Origin of the sequence: Haloarcula halobia (genome assembly GCF_029338255.1) — an archaeon.
In the GTDB taxonomy this organism is placed as follows: Archaea; Halobacteriota; Halobacteria; order Halobacteriales; family Haloarculaceae; genus Haloarcula; species Haloarcula halobia.
Genome location: NZ_CP119787.1, coordinates 2,883,736 through 2,901,068, shown reverse-complemented (window position 1 = coordinate 2,901,068; position 17,333 = coordinate 2,883,736). Strand labels below are relative to the sequence as shown.

General features: G+C 68.3%; 19 protein-coding genes, 1 tRNA gene and 1 pseudogene. 6 read left to right on the top strand and 15 right to left on the bottom strand.

Annotated elements, in window-relative coordinates:
- The first annotated feature begins 74 nt into the window (after positions 1-74).
- Positions 75-1,412, top strand: a pseudogene (gene hmgB, locus P1K88_RS15280) (hydroxymethylglutaryl-CoA synthase).
- Between the two features lie 138 nt (positions 1,413-1,550).
- On the opposite strand, the gene P1K88_RS15275 reads toward hmgB, so the two are convergent.
- The 3 genes from P1K88_RS15275 to P1K88_RS15265 are packed head-to-tail and all read right to left on the bottom strand — an operon-like array spanning position 1,551 to position 3,485.
- Positions 1,551-2,258, bottom strand: coding sequence for a helix-turn-helix domain-containing protein (locus P1K88_RS15275; RefSeq protein WP_276411082.1), 708 nt, complete (start codon positions 2,256-2,258; stop codon positions 1,551-1,553).
- A gap of 60 nt (positions 2,259-2,318) precedes the next feature.
- On the bottom strand, positions 2,319-2,876 hold the full coding sequence (locus P1K88_RS15270; protein ID WP_276411081.1) for a type IV pilin domain-containing protein: 558 nt from the start codon (positions 2,874-2,876) through the stop codon (positions 2,319-2,321).
- A 45-nt stretch (positions 2,877-2,921) separates the two neighbouring features.
- Positions 2,922-3,485: a DUF7978 family protein gene (locus P1K88_RS15265; RefSeq protein WP_276411080.1), complete on the bottom strand. Its 564-nt coding sequence runs from the start codon at positions 3,483-3,485 to the stop codon at positions 2,922-2,924.
- A gap of 120 nt (positions 3,486-3,605) precedes the next feature.
- Here P1K88_RS15265 and P1K88_RS15260 point away from each other — a divergent pair, with 120 nt between their 5' ends.
- Positions 3,606-5,105, top strand: coding sequence for a replication factor C large subunit (locus tag P1K88_RS15260; protein WP_276411079.1), 1,500 nt, complete (start codon positions 3,606-3,608; stop codon positions 5,103-5,105).
- A 7-nt stretch (positions 5,106-5,112) separates the two neighbouring features.
- Here the strand turns inward: P1K88_RS15260 and P1K88_RS15255 are convergent, their stop codons facing one another.
- From P1K88_RS15255 to P1K88_RS15235, 5 genes are all read right to left on the bottom strand, one after another.
- Complete coding sequence (locus P1K88_RS15255; protein ID WP_276411078.1) at positions 5,113-6,096, bottom strand: amino acid ABC transporter permease; 984 nt, start codon at positions 6,094-6,096, stop codon at positions 5,113-5,115.
- Positions 6,093-6,836, bottom strand: a complete 744-nt coding sequence (locus tag P1K88_RS15250; protein ID WP_276411077.1) for an amino acid ABC transporter ATP-binding protein — start codon at positions 6,834-6,836, stop codon at positions 6,093-6,095. Before P1K88_RS15250 ends, P1K88_RS15255 begins: the two co-directional genes overlap by 4 nt.
- Positions 6,833-7,507 carry an amino acid ABC transporter permease gene (locus tag P1K88_RS15245; RefSeq protein ID WP_276411076.1) on the bottom strand — a complete coding sequence of 225 codons (675 nt, stop codon included), beginning with the start codon at positions 7,505-7,507 and terminating at the stop codon, positions 6,833-6,835. The genes P1K88_RS15250 and P1K88_RS15245 overlap by 4 nt, the downstream gene beginning before the upstream one ends.
- A 4-nt stretch (positions 7,508-7,511) precedes the next feature.
- A complete protein-coding gene (locus tag P1K88_RS15240) occupies positions 7,512-8,291 on the bottom strand; it encodes a basic amino acid ABC transporter substrate-binding protein (RefSeq protein ID WP_276411075.1) in 780 nt (259 codons plus the stop codon).
- A 63-nt stretch (positions 8,292-8,354) separates the two neighbouring features.
- Positions 8,355-8,870 (bottom strand): COX15/CtaA family protein, encoded by a 516-nt coding sequence (locus P1K88_RS15235; RefSeq protein WP_379786725.1) that lies wholly within the window; start codon positions 8,868-8,870, stop codon positions 8,355-8,357.
- Between the two features lie 177 nt (positions 8,871-9,047).
- Here P1K88_RS15235 and P1K88_RS15230 point away from each other — a divergent pair, with 177 nt between their 5' ends.
- Together P1K88_RS15230 and P1K88_RS15225 are read left to right on the top strand one after the other, a co-directional pair.
- Positions 9,048-9,329, top strand: a complete 282-nt coding sequence (locus tag P1K88_RS15230; protein ID WP_276411073.1) for a hypothetical protein — start codon at positions 9,048-9,050, stop codon at positions 9,327-9,329.
- A gap of 115 nt (positions 9,330-9,444) precedes the next feature.
- Positions 9,445-11,697 (top strand): NADP-dependent malic enzyme, encoded by a 2,253-nt coding sequence (locus P1K88_RS15225; protein ID WP_276411072.1) that lies wholly within the window; start codon positions 9,445-9,447, stop codon positions 11,695-11,697.
- A 48-nt stretch (positions 11,698-11,745) separates the two neighbouring features.
- Here the strand turns inward: P1K88_RS15225 and P1K88_RS15220 are convergent, their stop codons facing one another.
- The 5 genes from P1K88_RS15220 to P1K88_RS15200 form a co-directional block, all read right to left on the bottom strand.
- Positions 11,746-11,997 (bottom strand): DUF8015 family protein, encoded by a 252-nt coding sequence (locus P1K88_RS15220; protein WP_276411071.1) that lies wholly within the window; start codon positions 11,995-11,997, stop codon positions 11,746-11,748.
- 279 nt (positions 11,998-12,276) lie between these two features.
- Positions 12,277-12,924, bottom strand: coding sequence for a ribonuclease H family protein (locus tag P1K88_RS15215; RefSeq protein ID WP_276411070.1), 648 nt, complete (start codon positions 12,922-12,924; stop codon positions 12,277-12,279).
- 44 nt (positions 12,925-12,968) lie between these two features.
- Positions 12,969-13,211, bottom strand: a complete 243-nt coding sequence (locus P1K88_RS15210) for a DUF8028 family protein (protein WP_276411069.1) — start codon at positions 13,209-13,211, stop codon at positions 12,969-12,971.
- A 194-nt stretch (positions 13,212-13,405) separates the two neighbouring features.
- Positions 13,406-13,855 carry a DUF8009 family protein gene (locus tag P1K88_RS15205; protein ID WP_276411068.1) on the bottom strand — a complete coding sequence of 150 codons (450 nt, stop codon included), beginning with the start codon at positions 13,853-13,855 and terminating at the stop codon, positions 13,406-13,408.
- A 45-nt stretch (positions 13,856-13,900) separates the two neighbouring features.
- On the bottom strand, positions 13,901-14,338 hold the full coding sequence (locus P1K88_RS15200) for a pyridoxamine 5'-phosphate oxidase family protein (protein WP_276411067.1): 438 nt from the start codon (positions 14,336-14,338) through the stop codon (positions 13,901-13,903).
- Positions 14,339-14,669: 331 nt separating this feature from the next.
- Here P1K88_RS15200 and dapA point away from each other — a divergent pair, with 331 nt between their 5' ends.
- Entirely contained in the window at positions 14,670-15,563 is an 894-nt protein-coding gene (gene dapA, locus P1K88_RS15195; protein WP_276411066.1) for a 4-hydroxy-tetrahydrodipicolinate synthase, read from the top strand.
- 81 nt (positions 15,564-15,644) lie between these two features.
- On the opposite strand, the gene P1K88_RS15190 is transcribed toward dapA, so the two are convergent.
- A tRNA-Met gene (locus tag P1K88_RS15190) sits at positions 15,645-15,789 on the bottom strand.
- Between the two features lie 141 nt (positions 15,790-15,930).
- Here P1K88_RS15190 and P1K88_RS15185 point away from each other — a divergent pair.
- The gene (locus P1K88_RS15185) at positions 15,931-16,923 is read left to right on the top strand and encodes a DUF7115 domain-containing protein (RefSeq protein ID WP_276411065.1); all 993 of its coding nucleotides are present in this window, start codon (positions 15,931-15,933) and stop codon (positions 16,921-16,923) included.
- Between the two features lie 6 nt (positions 16,924-16,929).
- Here P1K88_RS15185 and P1K88_RS15180 read toward each other — a convergent pair whose 3' ends face one another.
- The gene (locus P1K88_RS15180) at positions 16,930-17,304 is read right to left on the bottom strand and encodes a DUF5830 family protein (protein WP_276411064.1); all 375 of its coding nucleotides are present in this window, start codon (positions 17,302-17,304) and stop codon (positions 16,930-16,932) included.
- Positions 17,305-17,333: the final 29 nt, after the last annotated feature.

Genomic DNA, 17,333 nt, shown 5'->3' with positions numbered 1-17,333 from the left:
TATGAAAAACTATTTCGACGACCGTCGAACTAACAGTCGACAAACCCTTAAGCGGCCGCAGTGACCCTCCAGGTATGACTGCCGTCGGCATCGACGCGATAGAGATCTGGACCGGCAAACTCAAACTCGACCTCGCCGAGACGTTCGCGCCCGCGCAAGGCGACGACCCCGAGAAGTACACCAAGGGCCTGGGACTGCACGCCTCCTCGTTCCCGGACGTCTACGAGGACATCGTCACGATGGGGGCCAACGCCGCCTATCGACTGATGGAGCGCAAGGGGCTCTCGCCCGAGGACATCGGCCGCATCGACGTGGCCACGGAGAGCTCCTTCGACAACTCGAAGCCCGTCTCCACGTACGTCGCGGGCTGTCTCGAGCAGGTCTACGACGGCGACTTCCACCACGCCAACAAGGGCGAGCGCAAGTTCGCGTGCATCTCGGGGACACAGAGCCTCGACGACGCGTACAACTGGATTCGCGCCGGACGCAACCGCGGCCGGGCGGCCATCGTCATCGCCACCGACACCGCGCTCTACGCCCGCGACGACCCCGGCGAAGCGACGCAGGGGGCCGGTGCCGTGGCGATGCTCGTCGCCGAGGACCCGGGTCTGGTCGAACTCTCGGCCGAGCAGGGCTTTGGCAGCGCCGACGAGACGGACTTCCTCAAGCCAAACCAGCAGTTCCCCTCCGTCGACGGCAAGCGCTCGGTGAACGTCTACCTGGCTCGCATGCGCGAAGCGCTCGACGACTACGCCTCGGTGGCCGGCGACATCCACCCCGAGGACTACCCGCTCATCCCGTTTCACACCCCCTTCCCGGGGATGGTCCGGAAGGCCGCGGCGCTGGGGTATCGCCACATCGTCCGCGGGACCGACGTCGAGGACCTGCTCGCCGAGGAGATCGGCCATCAGCCGATGCCCGCGGACTTCGAGACCGACGACGAGTGGCACGCCGCCATCAGGGAGTACACGGACGCGCTGACCGAGACCGAGCGCTACCGTGACTGGTACGCCGACACCATCGAACCGACGCTCGACATCGCGCGCCACGTCGGCAACTGGTACACCGGTTCGGTCCACCTCGCACGTGCCTCCGGGCTCAAGCACGCCCGCGAGCACGGTCGCGACCTGGACGACCAGCAACTGCTCGTGGCCTCCTACGGCTCGGGTGCCCAGGCCGAGGTCCACGCCGAGCGCGTGGTCCCCGGCTGGGAGCAGGAGATCGCCTAGCTGAACGTCGACGAGCAGATCCGCAACCGGCACGACCTCACCTTCGCGGAGTACGAGGAGGTCCACGACGTCCACAACCACGAGCAGGAATCCGACGCCGAGGAGTTCACCGCCCCCGAACAGGAGTTCGTCTTCGACGGCTGGGGCCGCATGGGCGAGCGCAAGTACCGCTTCGTCGAGTGACGCGGTCCGGGCGTCCCAGGTTCGGCCTGGCCCACGACGCCCGAATCACGGTTCTCGGTCACGGCTGCCTCACGAGGCGCGCGTACCCAGCGGTCGTCGACCGACCGCTGCCCCACTCGAATCGCGAACGCGCCTGTTTCAGGGCAGCGAGCGGAGTCCCGACAGCAGGTCCTCGAGGTCGACGTCCGTGACCGCGAGCGAGAAGTCGTCGATGCGGGCGAGGTCCTCGGCGTGGTCCCAGACCGCGTCGCCGTCGAGGCCGTGCAGGATCACGGCGTTGGGGGTCGGCGAGACCACGCGAAGCGCGACCAGCGGCGATTCGCCGCGGGTGACGTTCGTGAACACGAGCGCCCGGTTGGTCGACTGGCCGTAGAGCTGGTAGAACTCGTCGGAGGAGAGCGTGGTGATGGCCGCGATGGAGTTGATGACGGTGTGGCCCGCCACGGTGTCCTGGCCGCCACGGGAGAGTTCCTCGGCGCCGATGGCGTCGTACACCCGGTCGACGCCGACGTTGGCAGGGTACTCCCGGAGGTCGTGGACGACGTCGCTGTCGAACCCGGCCGAGAGGACGCGAGCGTGCTGGCGGATGTGCTCGCCGCCGCGTCGTTCGTCGATGTCGAGCAGCCCCCCGACCAGTCGGCGGACGATGCCGATACCGGGGTTGTCGCGCCGCCCGCTCTCGTAGTCGGAGATGACCGACGGCGAGACGCCGATGTGGTCGGCCAGCTCGGTCTGTGGCACCTCGAAGTCCGTGCGCCACTTCCTGAGTGTCGCGCCGGGGTCGTCGCTCAGTGCGACCTCACCGGCCATCTTCTCGGCGAGCTGGGCTCGCGTTCCCCGGGCCATTGGGTCGAAGGGTTGGGAGTCTGGAACTAAAGCGTATCGGAACGGCGGCCGCTCGGGGGCTCAGGTCGCCGAGAGCGTCGCCTCGACGACGACGTTTCCGGTCGGTTCGTGGACGACGGCCACCTCGATTGGGTCGCCCGGTGCTATCGTCCCGCCCCCGCCGTTCAGCTGGACGGCGATGGCCGTGCCGGCGACCCAGCGCCGGCCGCCGTCGGCGATGACGCCGCCGACGCAGTTGTCGTAGACGATGTTGTGGTCATCGTCGACGACGTGGCGGTCCTGGAGCTGTGTCCCGGCCACGGGCACGCCGCGGATGCGTGCGCTCGCGCCCCGGGCCGGCAGGCTGACGACGAGTGAGATGGCCGCGGGCGCTATGGGGTCGCCCCCCTCGTGGACGACCCGGACGGCGTTCTCGCCACAGCCGGCCGACGGTCCGGTCTGGAAGGTGGCTGTCGAGTGGCTGACCGACGGCCCAGGGGCCAGCGCTCCGACGTCGAGGCCGCCGACGGCCCCACCGACGACGGCGACGAGAGCGACCGTGAGACCGACCAGCAGGACGACGCCGACGACGGCCGTGGTCGCGCGGTCGTCCGGTCCTGAATGCTGTGTGCCGGACACACGACGCCCTGGTTCCGTCCTCGTATAAAAACGGTCGCCCGCCGGTCACTCGGCCAGCGCGGCGCCGCCGACGGCACCGAGGCTCCCGAACACCACCGGGTACACGATGCCGGCGAACACCACGGCCGCAAGCAGCGTCGGCGACCCGCCGCTGCCCTCCCCGACGCTGACGGTGAACAGGACGGCGCCGACGAGCGTGGCCGGGAGGTAGCCCAGCGTGACGGTGGGGCCGTACCGCAGGGCATCGGCGGCGTCTGTCGCGCCGCCGAGTCGGGCGGTGGCCAGTCCCGCGGCGGTCAGCAGCGCCGGGGGTATCACGTACAGCAGCGCCGACAGCGCCTCGGACTCGGCGATGAAGTTCACCGCGTCGGTGCCACCCAGCAACGGGACGTCGACGGTGATGGTCGTCGTGACGAACTGCGCGTTGAAGAGTATCCAGCCGACGATCTTCCACGACGCGTTCTCGTCCCCGAAGGCTTCGGCCAGACCGGTCAGCAGTGAGTCCCGGACCGTCGAGATGGTGAGGGCGTAGACGAACACGTACGCGAGGACGAACGCCACGAGCCCGGCGACGGCGCCGGCCGCGAGGCTACGGCGGGGTTCGTTCATAACACGTCGGTCGAGTCGTGCCGGGAGAAAATGTCTTCTGGCCGGCGTGGAACGCGGTGGCGACGGCACGAACCGCAGACTCCGCAACAACTAACCCCGCCACGCACCTGCGTCCCGGTAATGGACTGGACGGAGAAGTACCGCCCGACGACGCTGTCGGAGGTCCGCGGCAACGACAAGGCCCGGGACGCCTTCGAGGACTGGGCCCGGACGTGGGACGACCACCGCAAGGCCGTCGTCCTCCACGGGGCGCCGGGCGTGGGCAAGACGTCGGCCGCCCACGCGCTCGCCAACGACATGGGCTGGCCCACCATCGAGCTCAACGCCAGCGACTCCCGGACGAAAGACGTCATCGAGCGGGTCGCCGGCGAGGCCGCGAAGTCGGGGACGCTCACCGCGGGCGGGGGCGGGCGCCGCCTGGTCATCATGGACGAGGCCGACAACATCCACGGGAACGCCGACCGCGGCGGGTCCCGTGCCGTGACGGCGCTGGTCAAGGAGGCCAGCCAGCCGATGGTCCTCATCGCCAACGAGTTCTACGACATGTCCAACGGCCTCCGGAACGCCTGCCGGGACATCGAGTTCCGCGACGTCTCGCCGCGCTCTATCGTCCCCGTCCTCCGGGACATCTGCCGGAAGGAAGACGTCGAGTACGAGTCCGACGCGCTCGAGCAACTCGCCGAGCAGAACGCCGGCGACCTGCGCGGGGCAATCAAGGACCTCCAGGCCATCGCCGAGACGGCCGAGCGTCTCACCGCCGACGACGTGGTGACCGGCGAGCGCGACACCACCGAGGGCATCTTCGAGTACTTGGACGTCGTCCTGAAGGAGGCCGACGCCGAGACGGCCCTGAAGGCGAGCTACGACGTCGACGAGACGCCCGACGACCTCATCAACTGGATCGAGGACAACATGCCAAAGGACTACGAGGGCGCCGAACTCGCCCGTGCCTACGCCGCCCTCTCGAATGCCGACCAGTGGCTCGGGCGGGTCCGGGAGACCCAGAACTACTCGTTCTGGCGCTACGCGGGCGACGCGATGACCGCGGGGGTCGCCGCCGCCCGCGACGGGACCAAGGGCGGGTGGACCCGGTACGGTCCGCCGAGCTACTGGTCGAAGCTCGGCCGGTCGAAGGGGACGCGCAACACCCGCGACTACGTCGCCCAGCAGATCGCCGTCGTCGACGGCGTCTCGATGCGGACCGCCCGCCGGGAGATTCTCCCCTTCCTCTCGACGATGACCCACCACTGCCGCAACCGGGAGCTGACGGTGGCGATGGCCGCCGCCTACGATCTGGAGGCCGAACACGTCGCCTACGTCACCGGATCGGGCAAGGACACCAACAAGGTCCAGTCCATCGTCGAGGACGCCGAGGCGCGAAAGGAGGACGCGGCCGTCGAGCACTCCGGGGGCGCCTTCGAGGGCGCGACCGCGGCGGGACCGGCCGACGACGAGGCCGGCGACGAGGCGGCCGGAGCCGCGGAGGACGCCGCCGGCGACCAGCAGGCGACGCTCCTCGGCGACAGCGACGACGACGGCGACGAGCCGGCCGCGGACGAGGCCGCGGACGACGCGGACGCCGACGACGACCAGCAGTCCGGCCTCTCGGATTTCATGTGACCGGTCGTCAGGTCTGTCGCTTCCCGCCGAGGCCGGGGAGTGCGGTCCGGGTCTCGACGCCGTTCATCAGGACGGACGCGGAGATGACAAGCACCAGGTAAAACAGCGCCGCGAGCACGTACAACTCGGTGTAGCGGAACGTCTCGTTGGCGATGGACTCGGCCTGGAAGAACAGCTCGCGGACCGTGATGAACGCCGCGAGCGAGGAGTACTTGATGAGATAGACCAGCTCGTTCGACCAGCTGGGGATGGCGTAGCGCAGGCCCTGCGGGAGGACGACGTAGCGGATGCCCTGCACCTTCGAGAGACCGATCGAGCGAGCGGCGGTCAGCTGGCCGACGTCGACCGACTCCAGGGCCGACCGGATGTACTCGGCCTGGTAGGCCGCGCTGTTGAGCGTGAAGCCGATGATGGCCACCCAGGCTGCGGTCCCGGGGACGTATCCGACGCCGACGCCGGGCACCTCCCGGATGATCTGCGTCAGCGGCAGGCCGAAGTACAGCACGAACAGCTGGGCCAGCAGCGGCGTCCCGCGGATGAGCTCGGTGTACGACAGCGAGACCCACCGCAGCCCGCGCCCGCCGTAGACCCGCGCGACCGACAGTGGCACCGCGAGGACGAACCCGAGCGCGATGCCGCCGACGGTGAGGACGATGGTGAGCCACGCGCCGCGACCGAGCGCCGGCAGTGAGGGAATCGCCCCGACGACGAAGGACAACAGCCCGGCAAAGAACTCGAACGGGGCGCCCAGCAGGCCCAGCGAGGCCGCGACCGAGAGCAGCGTCTCCCGTGCGGCCTCGAACGGTCCGACCGGGAAGAACGACTGCTCTCTGGGCACCGCCAGCCCGGCGGGAAGCAGGAAGTCGTTGGTCCAGCGGGCGAGTAGCCACCCCCAGAACGCCGCGAGGCCGAGGAGCGCCCAGGGCTGGTCGGTGTCGACGGTGACGGTGGTCCGGACCTCGTCGGCGACGGACGGCTCGTCGGTGCTCATTGGTTGTTCTCTGCCTGCAGGCCGGTGAGGAAGGTCCTCGTCCGGTCGTGTTCGGGGCGTTCGAACAGCTGCTCTGGCGGGCCGGACTCGACGACGGTGCCGCTGTCGAGGAAGTGGATGTCGTCGGCCGCCGAGCGGGCGAATCCCATCTCGTGGCTGACGACCAGCATCGTCATCCCGCCCGCCACCAGGTCACGCATCACCTCGACGACCTCGCCGACGAGTTCCGGGTCCAGCGCGCTGGTCGGTTCGTCGAACAGCATCAGTTTGGGTTCCATCGCGAGCGCGCGGGCGATCCCGACGCGCTGCTGTTGGCCCCCGGAGAGCTCGGCCGGATACGAGTCCGCCTGTGGGGCCAGTCCGACCTGGTCTAGGTGTTCCATCGCTCGCTCCCGGGCCTCGGCCTCCGGGACGCCGAGCACCCGCTTCAGCCCCAGCGTGATGTTCTCGACGGCGGTGAGGTGTGCAAAGAGGTTGAAGTCCTGGAACACCATCCCGACGTCCTGGCGCAACTCGTTGACGTCGGTCTCGGGGCCGTAGACCGGCGTCCCGTCGAGCCAGACGTCACCGCTGTCGATCTCGGTCAGTCGGTTGATACAGCGCAGCATCGTCGACTTGCCGCTGCCGCTGGGACCCATGAGGACGTCGACGTCCCCCCGGTCCATCTCGAAGCTGACGCCTTTCAGTACCTCCTCGTCGCCGTAGGACTTGTGTACGTCCTCCACGCGTAGCAGTGTCATCTGTTCTCACCCGAGGGGATCGCGTAGTAGTCGGACAGCCGGTCCAGGCCGCGGTTCGTCGCGAACGTCAGCACGAAGTAGATGGCGCTGATGGCGAGAAAGACCTCCAGGACGGCCGTCGACCGACCGCTCTGGGTGAACAGGTCGTTCCCCCTGGTCAGCAGTTCGGCCAGGCCGATGGCGAAGGCGATGCTCGTGTCTTTCAGGACGATGGTGAACTCGTTTTGAAAGCCCGGCATGCTCCGGCGCAGCGCCTGTGGCACGACGACGTACCGGATTGCCTCGAACCGGCTCAGGCCGACCGAGCGGGCCGCCTCCATCTGGCCCTCGTCGACGCTCTGGAGCGCCCCACGGAAGATCTGTGACTGGTAGGCCGCGCTCCGCAGGCCCAGTCCGACCGTCGCCGTGATAAACGCCGACTTCGAGATGGAGACGACGAAAAAGAGCACGAGCATGATGACGACGATGGGCGTCCCGCGGAGGACGACGCCGCCCGTGCTCACCACGCGCGCCAGGATGCCGTCGCCGTATACCTCGATGGCCCCCGCGGGGAACCCGGTGAGGAAGCCGAGCAACAGACTGGTCAGGGTCAGGCCGACGGTGATGCCGGCGCCGGCCAGCAGGTAGTCTACGTTCGCGAAGACGAACGCCCAGTCGCCAGCCTGGAGCATGGCGCTACTGCCCGAACCACTTGCCGGCCAGTTCCTGGTACGTGCCGTCCTCGCGGACCGTCGCCAGCCCCTCGTTGAGGGCGGTCTGGCGGTCCGTGTCTCCGTCCCGGATGCCGAAGCCAAAGCGCTCTCCGGTCTCGTAGGTAAAGGCCACCTCGACGGGGCGGTTCGCCGCGAACGTGTCCGCGACGGGGACGTCGATGACGACGGCGTCGACGTTCCCGTTTTCCAGGTCCTGGATGGCCAGCACGTAGTTGTCGTAGGCGTTGTACTGGTTCTCGGTTATCCCGTCGCCGACCAGTTCGTCCTGGACGACGCCCTCGCCGGTGGTCCCCTTCTGGGCGCCGATGGGGCGGTCGCTCAGGTCGCCGAGGGTACCCGGCGAGAAGCTCCCGTCCGTCCGGACGACGATGGCCTGGTCCGAGGAGTAGTACGGGTCGCTGAAGTCGATGGTCTGGTCGCGCTCGTCGTTGATGGTCATCCCGGCGGCGATGACGTCGATGTTCTCGTTGGTGAGCGCGGGGATCAGGGAGTCGAACTCGAACTCCTCCCAGCCCTCGAACTCGTAGTCCGTCTCGGCGACGACGGCCTCGAGCAGGTCGATGTCGAACCCGACCAGGTCGCCGCCCTCCTTCATCTCGAACGGCGGGAAGCCGGGTGCGGTGCCGGCCGTGATGGTCTGTGAACTGCCCCCGCCGCCGGAACAGCCGGCGACAGAGAGGGTCACTGCCGCCCCGCCGACGGTCGTGAGGTACTTCCTGCGTGAAAGGGTTGACTCTGACATACCCCCACTGTCGGAGAGGGTCCGAATAGGTGTTACGAACGAGGTCGAACTGGCGAAACCGGCTCAGTCGTCGGCGCTGGCGGTGGTCCCGGCGTCGGCCGCCACCCGGCCGGAGTCGGCGCCGACGTCGGTGTAGGCCCAGGCCGTCCCGGCGACGAGAGCGGTCAGGATCGTCAGCGCGGCGGCGTGGTGGAGCACCTGTGCGACCGCGCCGAAGTTGAAGATGGTGTTGGCCCCGAGGAGCACCTGGACCGGCAGGACGGCCAGCGCGACGCCCGTGGCGTACCTGATCCGGGTCGCGTACTCGCCCCGCCAGGCCGCGACGGCCGACCCGAGAATCATGAAGCCGGTTATCATCGCCACGAACCGGTGGAACCACTCGACGAAGCTCATCCAGTTGGCGGGAAAGAGGCCGAGCCACCCGTCACAGAACGGCCACCGTCCCGCACAGGTCAGTCCGGCCCCGACGGCACCCGTGTACACGCCGAGCAGGATGAGCGCGAACGTCAGCCCCGTCGTCGCCGCCAGCAGTCGCCGAAAGCGGACGGTCATGGCTGGACCTCGGGACTGTAGGTATATATTTTCGGCCCTTTCGCTCTCGAGGGTGTCCAGTCAAGCGACGATAGCCACAGACAGCCTGCAGGCCCTCGCGTTCTCCGCGTTGGTTCGCGGGCCAGCGGGTCGCTGTGCGCCTCGTCCGCGACACTCGCTGCGGTGCTCGTGTCGTCGGCAGACCTCTCCGAATTCCGGTGGTTTGTGCACGACGTCGTCGACTCGCTCGACCGGATGGCCGACCAGCTGGCGAGGATGACCCGGCAGGTCGGCATCCAGACGGCCGAACTGGCCGACGCCATCGACCAGACCGCCGCCGCGAGGACCGCCGGGTCCCGCGTCGCCGAACAGACCGAGGCCCTGGAGACGGCTGCCGACGCGGTCCACGAGGTCAGCGCCGGTCTGGAGGCGGTCACCGCCACGTCCAGCGAGGTCGCGTCGTCGGCCGCGTGCTCTCGGCGGCCAAAGATGGGGTCGAGGCGGTGACCGACGGCATCCAGGAGGTCGTCGACGCCCCCGCGGGGATTCGTCGAACGTCGAATAAAGACCCGTCATTTGACGCAATAGCGGGATTTTTATTGGGTCCGTGTCACCTCCTGCTATGGGATTAGACGAGGACGCACTCGATTACCACAGCCGGGACCCGCCCGGGAAGATAGAGATCGCGACGACGAAACCGACGAACACGCAGCGCGACCTCTCGCTGGCGTACTCGCCGGGCGTGGCCGCCCCCTGTGAGGAGATCGCGGCGAACCCCGAAGACGCGTTCAGGTACACCGCCAAGGGGAACCTCGTCGCCGTCGTCTCCGACGGCAGCGCGGTCCTCGGTCTCGGCGACATCGGCCCCGAGGCTTCGAAGCCGGTCATGGAGGGGAAGGGCGTCCTGTTCAAGCGCTTCGCCGACATCGACGTCTTCGACATCGAACTCGACGCCGACGACGCCGACACCATGGTCGAGACGATAAAGACCATGGAACCGACCTTCGGGGGCATCAACCTAGAGGACATCGCCGCGCCCGCGTGTTTCGAGGTCGAACAGCGCCTCAGCGACGCGATGGACATCCCCGTCTTCCACGACGATCAGCACGGGACGGCCATCATCTCCGGGGCCGCCCTGATAAACGCCGCCGACCTCGCGGGCAAGGACCTGGCGGACCTCGATATCGTCTTCTCCGGTGCCGGCGCGTCGGCCATCGCGACCGCCCGCTTCTACGTCTCGCTTGGCGCCCGGAAGGAGAACATCACGATGTGTGACTCCTCGGGCGTCATCACCGAGGCCCGCGCCCGTTCGGAGGACCTCAACCGCTTCAAGGAGGAGTTCGCCCGGGACGTCCCCGAGGGCGACCTCGCCGACGCGATGGCCGGCGCCGACGTGTTCGTGGGTCTGTCGGTCGGTGGCATCGTCGACCAGTCGATGATCCGGTCGATGGCCAGCGACCCGATCGTCTTCGCGATGGCCAACCCCGACCCCGAGATAGCCTACGAGGACGCCAAGCGCGCCCGCGACGACACGGTCATCATGGCGACGGGCCGCTCGGACTACCCGAACCAGGTCAACAACGTGCTCGGGTTCCCCTTCCTCTTCCGTGGCGCACTCGACGTGCGTGCGACGGAGATCAACGAGGAGATGAAAGTCGCCGCCGCGGAGGCGCTGGCGACGCTCGCCCGCCAGGACGTCCCCGACGCCGTGGTCAAGGCCTACGGCGACACGCCGATGCAGTACGGGCCGGACTACATCATCCCGAAACCGCTCGACCAGCGCGTCCTCTTCGAGGTGACGCCCGCCGTCGCCAGGGCGGCCGTCGAGTCCGGCGCGGCCCGCGAGGAGATCGACCTCGACTCCTACGCCGAGCGCCTGGAGGCCCGCCTGGGCAAGTCCCGCGAGATGATGCGGGTCGTCCTCAACAAGGCAAAGAGCGACCCCAAGCGGGTGGTGCTGGCGGAGGGCCACGACGAGAAGATGATCCGGGCCGCCTACCAGCTCGTCGACCAGGGCATCGCCGAACCCGTCCTGCTGGGCGACGCCGACCGCATCGAGGCGACGCGCCGGCGCTTCGGGCTGGAGTTCGACCCCGTCGTCGTCGACCCCGAGACGGCCGACGTCGAGGCCTACGCCGACCGCCTGTACGAGCTCCGCCAGCGCAAGGGCGTCACCCGCCGCGAGGCCGACGAGCTGGTCCGGAACGGCAACTACCTCGGCAGCGTCATGGTCGAGATGGGCGACGCCGACGCGATGTTGACCGGCCTGACCCACCACTACCCGTCGGCCCTGCGGCCGCCGCTCCAGGTCATCGGGACGGCCGAGGACGCGAACTACGCGGCGGGCGTCTACATGCTGACGTTCAAGAACCGGGTCGTCTTCTGTGCGGACACGACGGTCAACCAGGACCCGACGGCGGAGATCCTGGCCGAGGTGACCCGACACACCGCGGACCTGGCCCGCCGGTTCAACGTCTCCCCGCGGGCGGCGATGCTCTCGTACTCGAACTTCGGGAGCGTCGACACCCCCGGCACCCGGAAGCCACGGCGCGCCGTCGAGCGCCTCCGCGACGACTCGCGGGTCGACTTCCCCGTCGACGGCGAGATGCAGGCCGACACGGCCGTCGTCGAAGACATCCTGAACGGCACCTACGAGTTCTCCGAGCTCGAGGACCCGGCGAACGTCCTCGTGTTCCCGAACCTCGAGGCCGGGAACATCGGCTACAAGCTGCTGCAGCGACTCGGCGGCGCCGAGGCCATCGGTCCGATGCTCGTCGGGATGGACAAACCGGTCCACGTCCTCCAGCGCGGCGACGAGGTCAAGGACATCGTCAACCTCGCCGGCGTGGCCGTCGTGGACGCCCAGCAGGAGTGACTGCGGTATTCGGGGCCGTCGCTCCGTCTGTGCCGTCGGTCGCGAGAGTCAGACCGTCCGACGGCCACCGGTCGGCGGGTTGAGAAAGAGGGTGTCAAGGACGCCGAGCATACCGACGAACGCCCCGCCGAGGAGGGCCGTTCGCAACGGGACGTCGAACAGTCCCGAGACGGCTACCGTCAGGACGAACGCGACCGGGATACCCAGCAGGACCAGGTCGTACCTGGTCAACGACTCGAGGGGCGTCGTTTCGCTGCGATACGCGCTGCTGCGGTCGTATCGTCGGTCACCGGTACTCATCGTTCCACCTCCCGTCGTTAGCTATGTATCGATCGGTAGTAAAATTTTCCCCCGTGACCACGAGCGAACGTCGTTCGACTCTCCCTCAAATGGCTTCTGACTATCCACATAACTTATCCGTAAGTAAAACGAGAGGCTTCGACAGGGACAGAACGCCTCACGGACGTGCTACCCGTCGCTACGGGCGCCGCTGCGTTCGTTCGACGATCACTCCTCGAACTGATCGGCAGCGCTGGGCGAGGCTCCCCCGGACAGAGGGACGCCGGTGGCCGGTGTCGGTCAGTCCGAGACGCCGCGCTCGGCCCTGGAGGGCGGTGGGACCTGCTCGTCGGTCGCTCGCATCCCCGGGCGGACGCAGCGGTCGGCCTCGCTGTTGACGTGGGCGTACTGGTCGGGCGCGTTCGCGAGCGGATGGGCGGGGTTCCGGTCGCCGGAGATACGGGCGGCACGGACCTCCTGGAAGCCGTTGATGCGGGCCTGGATGCCCCGCCAGTGGAGCCCGGTCCCCCGCGGCACCGACACCGCGTGGGGCGGGTCGTAGGTAGAGCCGTGTGTCGCCAGGACCTCGGCGTTGACGTTCTCGGCGAGCTGGTCGTGGTCGATGAGCAGGCCGACCCTGGCGTCCGGTGGCGCCCGCGCCGCCAGGACGTCCAGGCCGAGGTGGAGCGCACGGTACTCCGCGACGTTGTTGTCCGGGGCCGAGTCGGGCACGGACAGGCGGACGACGCGCTCTCCGTCTAGCGTTTCGACGACGATCCCGAGGCCCCCACAGGCGCCGTCTGTCCCCGCGCCAGTCCCGTGGGGACGGAAGGAGCCGTCGGTCGCGATGTAGAAGTCTCGGTGGTGACTGCGCGGCGGGTGCGCAATGTGAGGGGTGGGTGATTCGTCGAACAGGTCCCGAAGTGACGGCCGGCCGTATGCGGCCATACGTCTACTTATTCGACCTGCATCATAAATATTCCCCGGGAAAGTCAGCGACCGCGGTGGGAGTGTCCGACCAGCAGCGCGACGGCGTTACAGGCGACCAGGGCGACGAAGGCCGTCCGCGTGGACGCAGACCCCAGTCCCGAGAGGAGGAGCGGGACGTACAGGAAGGGGAGGGCGATGGCCATCCAGAACGCGATGCCGCGGATCGGTACCAGGAGGGATTCGCTCGAGGTCGGGACCGACCTGTCGAGCAGGGCGAACAACTCGTTTGCTGGTGAACTCGACATGGGGGGACTCACCCACAGGTACAGACGGGAATATCTTATAACGGTGCGAGAGTTCGGCACGTTTCGGCTCGTTTCACGGGGTCGAACACGGCGACTAGGACATTTCATCACCGGGAGAGCAACTCCGAGACGTTTTATTGGCTCCGCTCGTCCGGTAACGGCGCCACGGGGCGGTGACAGACGGTGCCCGTCGTTCAGGATCCGAGTATCGAGATGCTAACTTCGTGACCCACCGCGGGGACCACGACGGCGTCGACCACGTGGGTCGGGACGGCCTCGCGCCACTCCCGCACGCGCTCTTCGTGGTACGTCCGGTGTCGCTCGACGCTGTAGGCGTCGTCGGACGCCTCGCGCAGCTCGTCCTCGGTCACGTCCGGGGTCGGGAACGGCGGGACAGCGTCGCCGAGTAGCGTCTCCGGTTCGACGTGGACCGTCCCGTCCTCGCCGCCGTCGCCGTCCTCGTCGCTGCTTCCGTCCTCGCCGCCGTCGCCGTCTACCACGTGCAGGCGTGCGCGCATCCGACCGCTGTACGGCGGCGTCACCCGGAGGACGACCCGTTTCGTCTCGCGGGCGTTGGCCTCGGCGGCCGCCACAAGGTCCTGGGCGTGTATCGCGAGCGAGCGAATCGTTTCGGGGCCGGTCATCGCGAGGGACTAGGGTCTCCGGGTATCAAAACCACGCGCTTTGCTCTACATCCTGGCGGTGTAGTCCCAGGTGTGGAGGCGGTCCGGCGTCACCGTGATGGTGACCTCGCGACGCTCTGGCGAGCGCAGGCGCCGGGCCAGGGGCGAGTCGGTGTCGTCCAGGTATCGCTCGATGAGCGCGCCCAACACCGCCTTCTCGTCGTCCGGCGTGACGCTCGCAGTGCCGTTGCCCCTGACGCCGCGGTACGGCGGCTCGTTCGTCGAGACCTCGAAGGAGACGTGCGCGTCGGCGTCGAGGAAGCGGACCACGTCGGCGTCGGCCGAGGTCGCACACTCGAACCGGCCGTCGTCGTACCGGTACCACAGCGAGAGCATCCACAGGTCGCCGCTCGGCCGCCGACAGCCGAGTCGGAGGGGGACGACGGTCGACTGGAGGAACCGCTCGGCCTCGTCCGACGTCCACGCCCCGGTGACGGTGACCATTATGGGTCCACTACGGTCTGCCGACACGTTAACCCCTGTGTTACCCCGGCGTGACATTTCACACTGACTGGCCCGTCGTCACGATATCCACACCGGATACCCGGGGTCGTGGCTCGGGCCGCCGTGGGAGTGACAGTCCGGGTGTGGTCGTCGACGCCGTACGCCACTCTGTGACAGCAATCATCACCGAGAGCGTGTCCAGCGCGTCCACACGTGGCGTCCACTCCGAGTGGTCACTCGCGTTCGCGAGCATCGCGGACCGCTGGTCGTGTGACGCCGCGACGACATATCAAATCGGAACCTATTACTCGCCCGCCGATCCACCCCCTGTATGTCATCACTTGCCAATGGCGTCATTCCTCCGATCCCGACACCGTTCGACGATACCGACGACGTGGACTACGACGCGCTCGCGGACGTGATCGACCACGTCGAATCGGGCGGCGTGAGCGGCTTCGCCCCCGTTGGGACGACCGGCGAGCGGTCGACCCTCGCGCCCGACGAGCACCGGGACGTCATCGAGTTCGCCGTCGAGGAAGCCTCGACGAACGTCATCGCCGGCACCGGGTCGCCCTCGACCTGGGAGACCATCGAACTGACCCGCCACGCCGAGGAAGTCGGTGCCGACGGCGCGCTCGTCCTCGGTCCCTACTACTCCCGGCCCAGCGAGGACGACACCGTGGCACACTACCGGGCCGTCGCGAACGCCGTCGACCTGCCGCTGGTCATCTACAACTTCCCCGCGGGCATGGGGTTCAACATCACCCCGGACGTCGTCGAGACGCTGGCTGCCCACGAGAACATCGTCGGCATCAAGGACTCCAGTGGCGACATGGGCCAGCTAAACGACCTCTGTGCCCGGACGGCCGACATGGACTTCGACGTCATGTCTGGCTGGGACTCGCTCGCCCTCCCGGCGACGGCGGCGGGGGCCGTCGGGCTCGTCGGGGTCTGTGCCAACCTCTTCCCCGGGGACGCCGTTCGACTCCTCGAGGCCGGGAGGGACGGCAACGGGGCCGCCGTCCGGGACCTGCACCACGCGATGGTCCGCCTCGAGGACGCTGTGCTCGTCAAGAATCCACAGATCACGATCAAGAAGGGGCTGGAGGTCCTCGGTGTGATCGACAACCCCGCCCCGCGGGCCCCGCAGCAACCGCTCGACGGGGAGCAAGCGGCGACAGTCACGGCGGCCATCGAGGACTACCTCGACGAAACGGAATCGTAGTTTCCTTCGCCGGTCGAGTTCGTCGCCGGCGGGCCATCTCACGGCGTCACCGCTGGCTGGCGTTCGCGGTTCGTCGGAAAATGCCCGGGGAGGGCTCCGAACCCTCGATCTCCGCATGGCCCAGGTCCGGGGTGTGACGAGCACCCCACGGGTCATGTCGGGTAGGTACCGCATGAGTCGGAAGACCCTATGAGTGCGGCGCTATGTCCAGCTAAGCCACCCGGGCGCGGGTGCAGTCTGTCGTTGGCCGCTTGCCGTCTTGAAGGTTCTCATCTGCGCGCAGGCTGTGGGGCTCTCACACGGGCACACCGTCAGCCAGACCACACCTGACCCCCGGATTTAAGCCACAGGGCAGGAATTCCCTCCCATGGACATTCCGGACCTCGTCCGACAGGAGCTCGGGGACGAGGCTGTCCGGGCCGGCGTGAAACTCGGAGACGACGACGTCGTCTGTTTCACACCGACCCGGGCGCTCGTCTACCGTGGCGAGGGGTTGCTCAGCGACGAGAAAGTCACAGCCTATCCGCTGGAGTTCGAACGCCTCGCCATCTCGGAGGGCCGACGCAAGACCAAGTTCACGCTGCTGTACGTCGACGAGAAACGCGAACTGACCGTCCCACTCAAGCGCGGCGACCCGGTGCTCGAACGGCTGCTGGAGGGGAAACTCCGGGCCGGCGGCGTCGTCGACGCCGACGAGAGCGTCACCGGGGTCTTTCGCTTCAGCGAACTCACCCTCGTGGTCACCGAGGCGCAGCTGCTCAAACACGTCGGGAGCGCGACCTGGGACGCCGACTTCGAGCAGTTCTCCTTCGCGGACCTCACCGACCTCCAGTTCGAGGAGGGGAGCGTCGCGACGGCCATCGTCATCGCCTTCGGGGAGCGGCCGGAGCGCATCAAGGCGCCAAACGAGCAGGCCCACGCGGTCCGGCGGGCGCTCGAGGACGCCGTCTTCGCGTACCACGACGTCGCCTCGCTGGACGAGCTCGCAGCGAAGGTCGGTCCCGACGAGGACGAGGACGGTGACGCGGCCGACGGCCTGGGCCTCGAGAGCGGCATCGACCCGCTCGTCAGCGACGAGCCAGACGAGGACGAGGGCGAAGGGGCGGCCGACGCCGACGAGGTGGCCGTCCAGCCCCAGTCCTCGACCGGCGCCACGGCGGAGTCACAGTCCCCGGCGACGGCATCGGCCACCGCCGAGGCGACGCCGACGCGGTCGACCGACGGGTCCGACCCGGACATCACGGCGCTCGAATCCCAGATCGCCGAGCTGACCGACGCCGTCGAGCGACAGAACGAGCGGATTCAGCGCCAGGAAGAGACGATACAGCAGCTCATCAAAGAGCTCCGCCAGGGCCGCTGAGGCCGCTCACTCGTCGTCCCGGCCGAGCACTTTCCTGATACACGTCGAGCCGAAGGCCCCGAGTTCGCCGCCGTCCAGTTGCACGAAGTGGCCGGTCCCGATGTCGGCCCCGCAGCGCTTGCAGGTGAACGACCCCTCGCGGACCACGACGTCGGCGTCGAAGTTCACGTAGGTGCCCCGCGAGCGGGGCCTGACGAGGCCGTCCTCGCGGTCGATGACCCCGCGCATCGCGGCGGTGTCGAGAATCTCGCGCTGGACCTGCGGGTTCGTCGTCACCGTCTCGATGCGGTCGATGGCGTCGGCCACCGACAGCTCGGCGTGCTCGAGGTGGGCGAGCAGTTCGACCCCGAGTTCGACGGGGTCGCGGTCGGCGTCGGGCACGCGACTGCGTACTCGGGCCGACGGATTAA

What these genes read in the sequence shown, in the direction of transcription:
- P1K88_RS15275 (WP_276411082.1), bottom strand. Translation starts at nt 2,258, where the DNA reads ATGGCCCGGGGAACGCGAGCCCAGCTCGCCGAGAAGATGGCCGGTGAG.
- P1K88_RS15215 (WP_276411070.1), bottom strand. Translation starts at nt 12,924, where the DNA reads ATGGCCGCATACGGCCGGCCGTCACTTCGGGACCTGTTCGACGAATCA.
- P1K88_RS15245 (WP_276411076.1), bottom strand. Translation starts at nt 7,507, where the DNA reads ATGCTCCAGGCTGGCGACTGGGCGTTCGTCTTCGCGAACGTAGACTAC.
- P1K88_RS15205 (WP_276411068.1), bottom strand. Translation starts at nt 13,855, where the DNA reads ATGACCGGCCCCGAAACGATTCGCTCGCTCGCGATACACGCCCAGGAC.
- P1K88_RS15240 (WP_276411075.1), bottom strand. Translation starts at nt 8,291, where the DNA reads ATGTCAGAGTCAACCCTTTCACGCAGGAAGTACCTCACGACCGTCGGC.
- P1K88_RS15210 (WP_276411069.1), bottom strand. Translation starts at nt 13,211, where the DNA reads ATGTCGAGTTCACCAGCAAACGAGTTGTTCGCCCTGCTCGACAGGTCG.
- P1K88_RS15255 (WP_276411078.1), bottom strand. Translation starts at nt 6,096, where the DNA reads ATGAGCACCGACGAGCCGTCCGTCGCCGACGAGGTCCGGACCACCGTC.
- P1K88_RS15185 (WP_276411065.1), top strand. Translation starts at nt 15,931, where the DNA reads ATGGACATTCCGGACCTCGTCCGACAGGAGCTCGGGGACGAGGCTGTC.
- P1K88_RS15225 (WP_276411072.1), top strand. Translation starts at nt 9,445, where the DNA reads ATGGGATTAGACGAGGACGCACTCGATTACCACAGCCGGGACCCGCCC.
- P1K88_RS15265 (WP_276411080.1), bottom strand. Translation starts at nt 3,485, where the DNA reads ATGAACGAACCCCGCCGTAGCCTCGCGGCCGGCGCCGTCGCCGGGCTC.
- dapA (WP_276411066.1), top strand. Translation starts at nt 14,670, where the DNA reads ATGTCATCACTTGCCAATGGCGTCATTCCTCCGATCCCGACACCGTTC.
- P1K88_RS15220 (WP_276411071.1), bottom strand. Translation starts at nt 11,997, where the DNA reads ATGAGTACCGGTGACCGACGATACGACCGCAGCAGCGCGTATCGCAGC.
- P1K88_RS15250 (WP_276411077.1), bottom strand. Translation starts at nt 6,836, where the DNA reads ATGACACTGCTACGCGTGGAGGACGTACACAAGTCCTACGGCGACGAG.
- P1K88_RS15200 (WP_276411067.1), bottom strand. Translation starts at nt 14,338, where the DNA reads ATGGTCACCGTCACCGGGGCGTGGACGTCGGACGAGGCCGAGCGGTTC.
- P1K88_RS15260 (WP_276411079.1), top strand. Translation starts at nt 3,606, where the DNA reads ATGGACTGGACGGAGAAGTACCGCCCGACGACGCTGTCGGAGGTCCGC.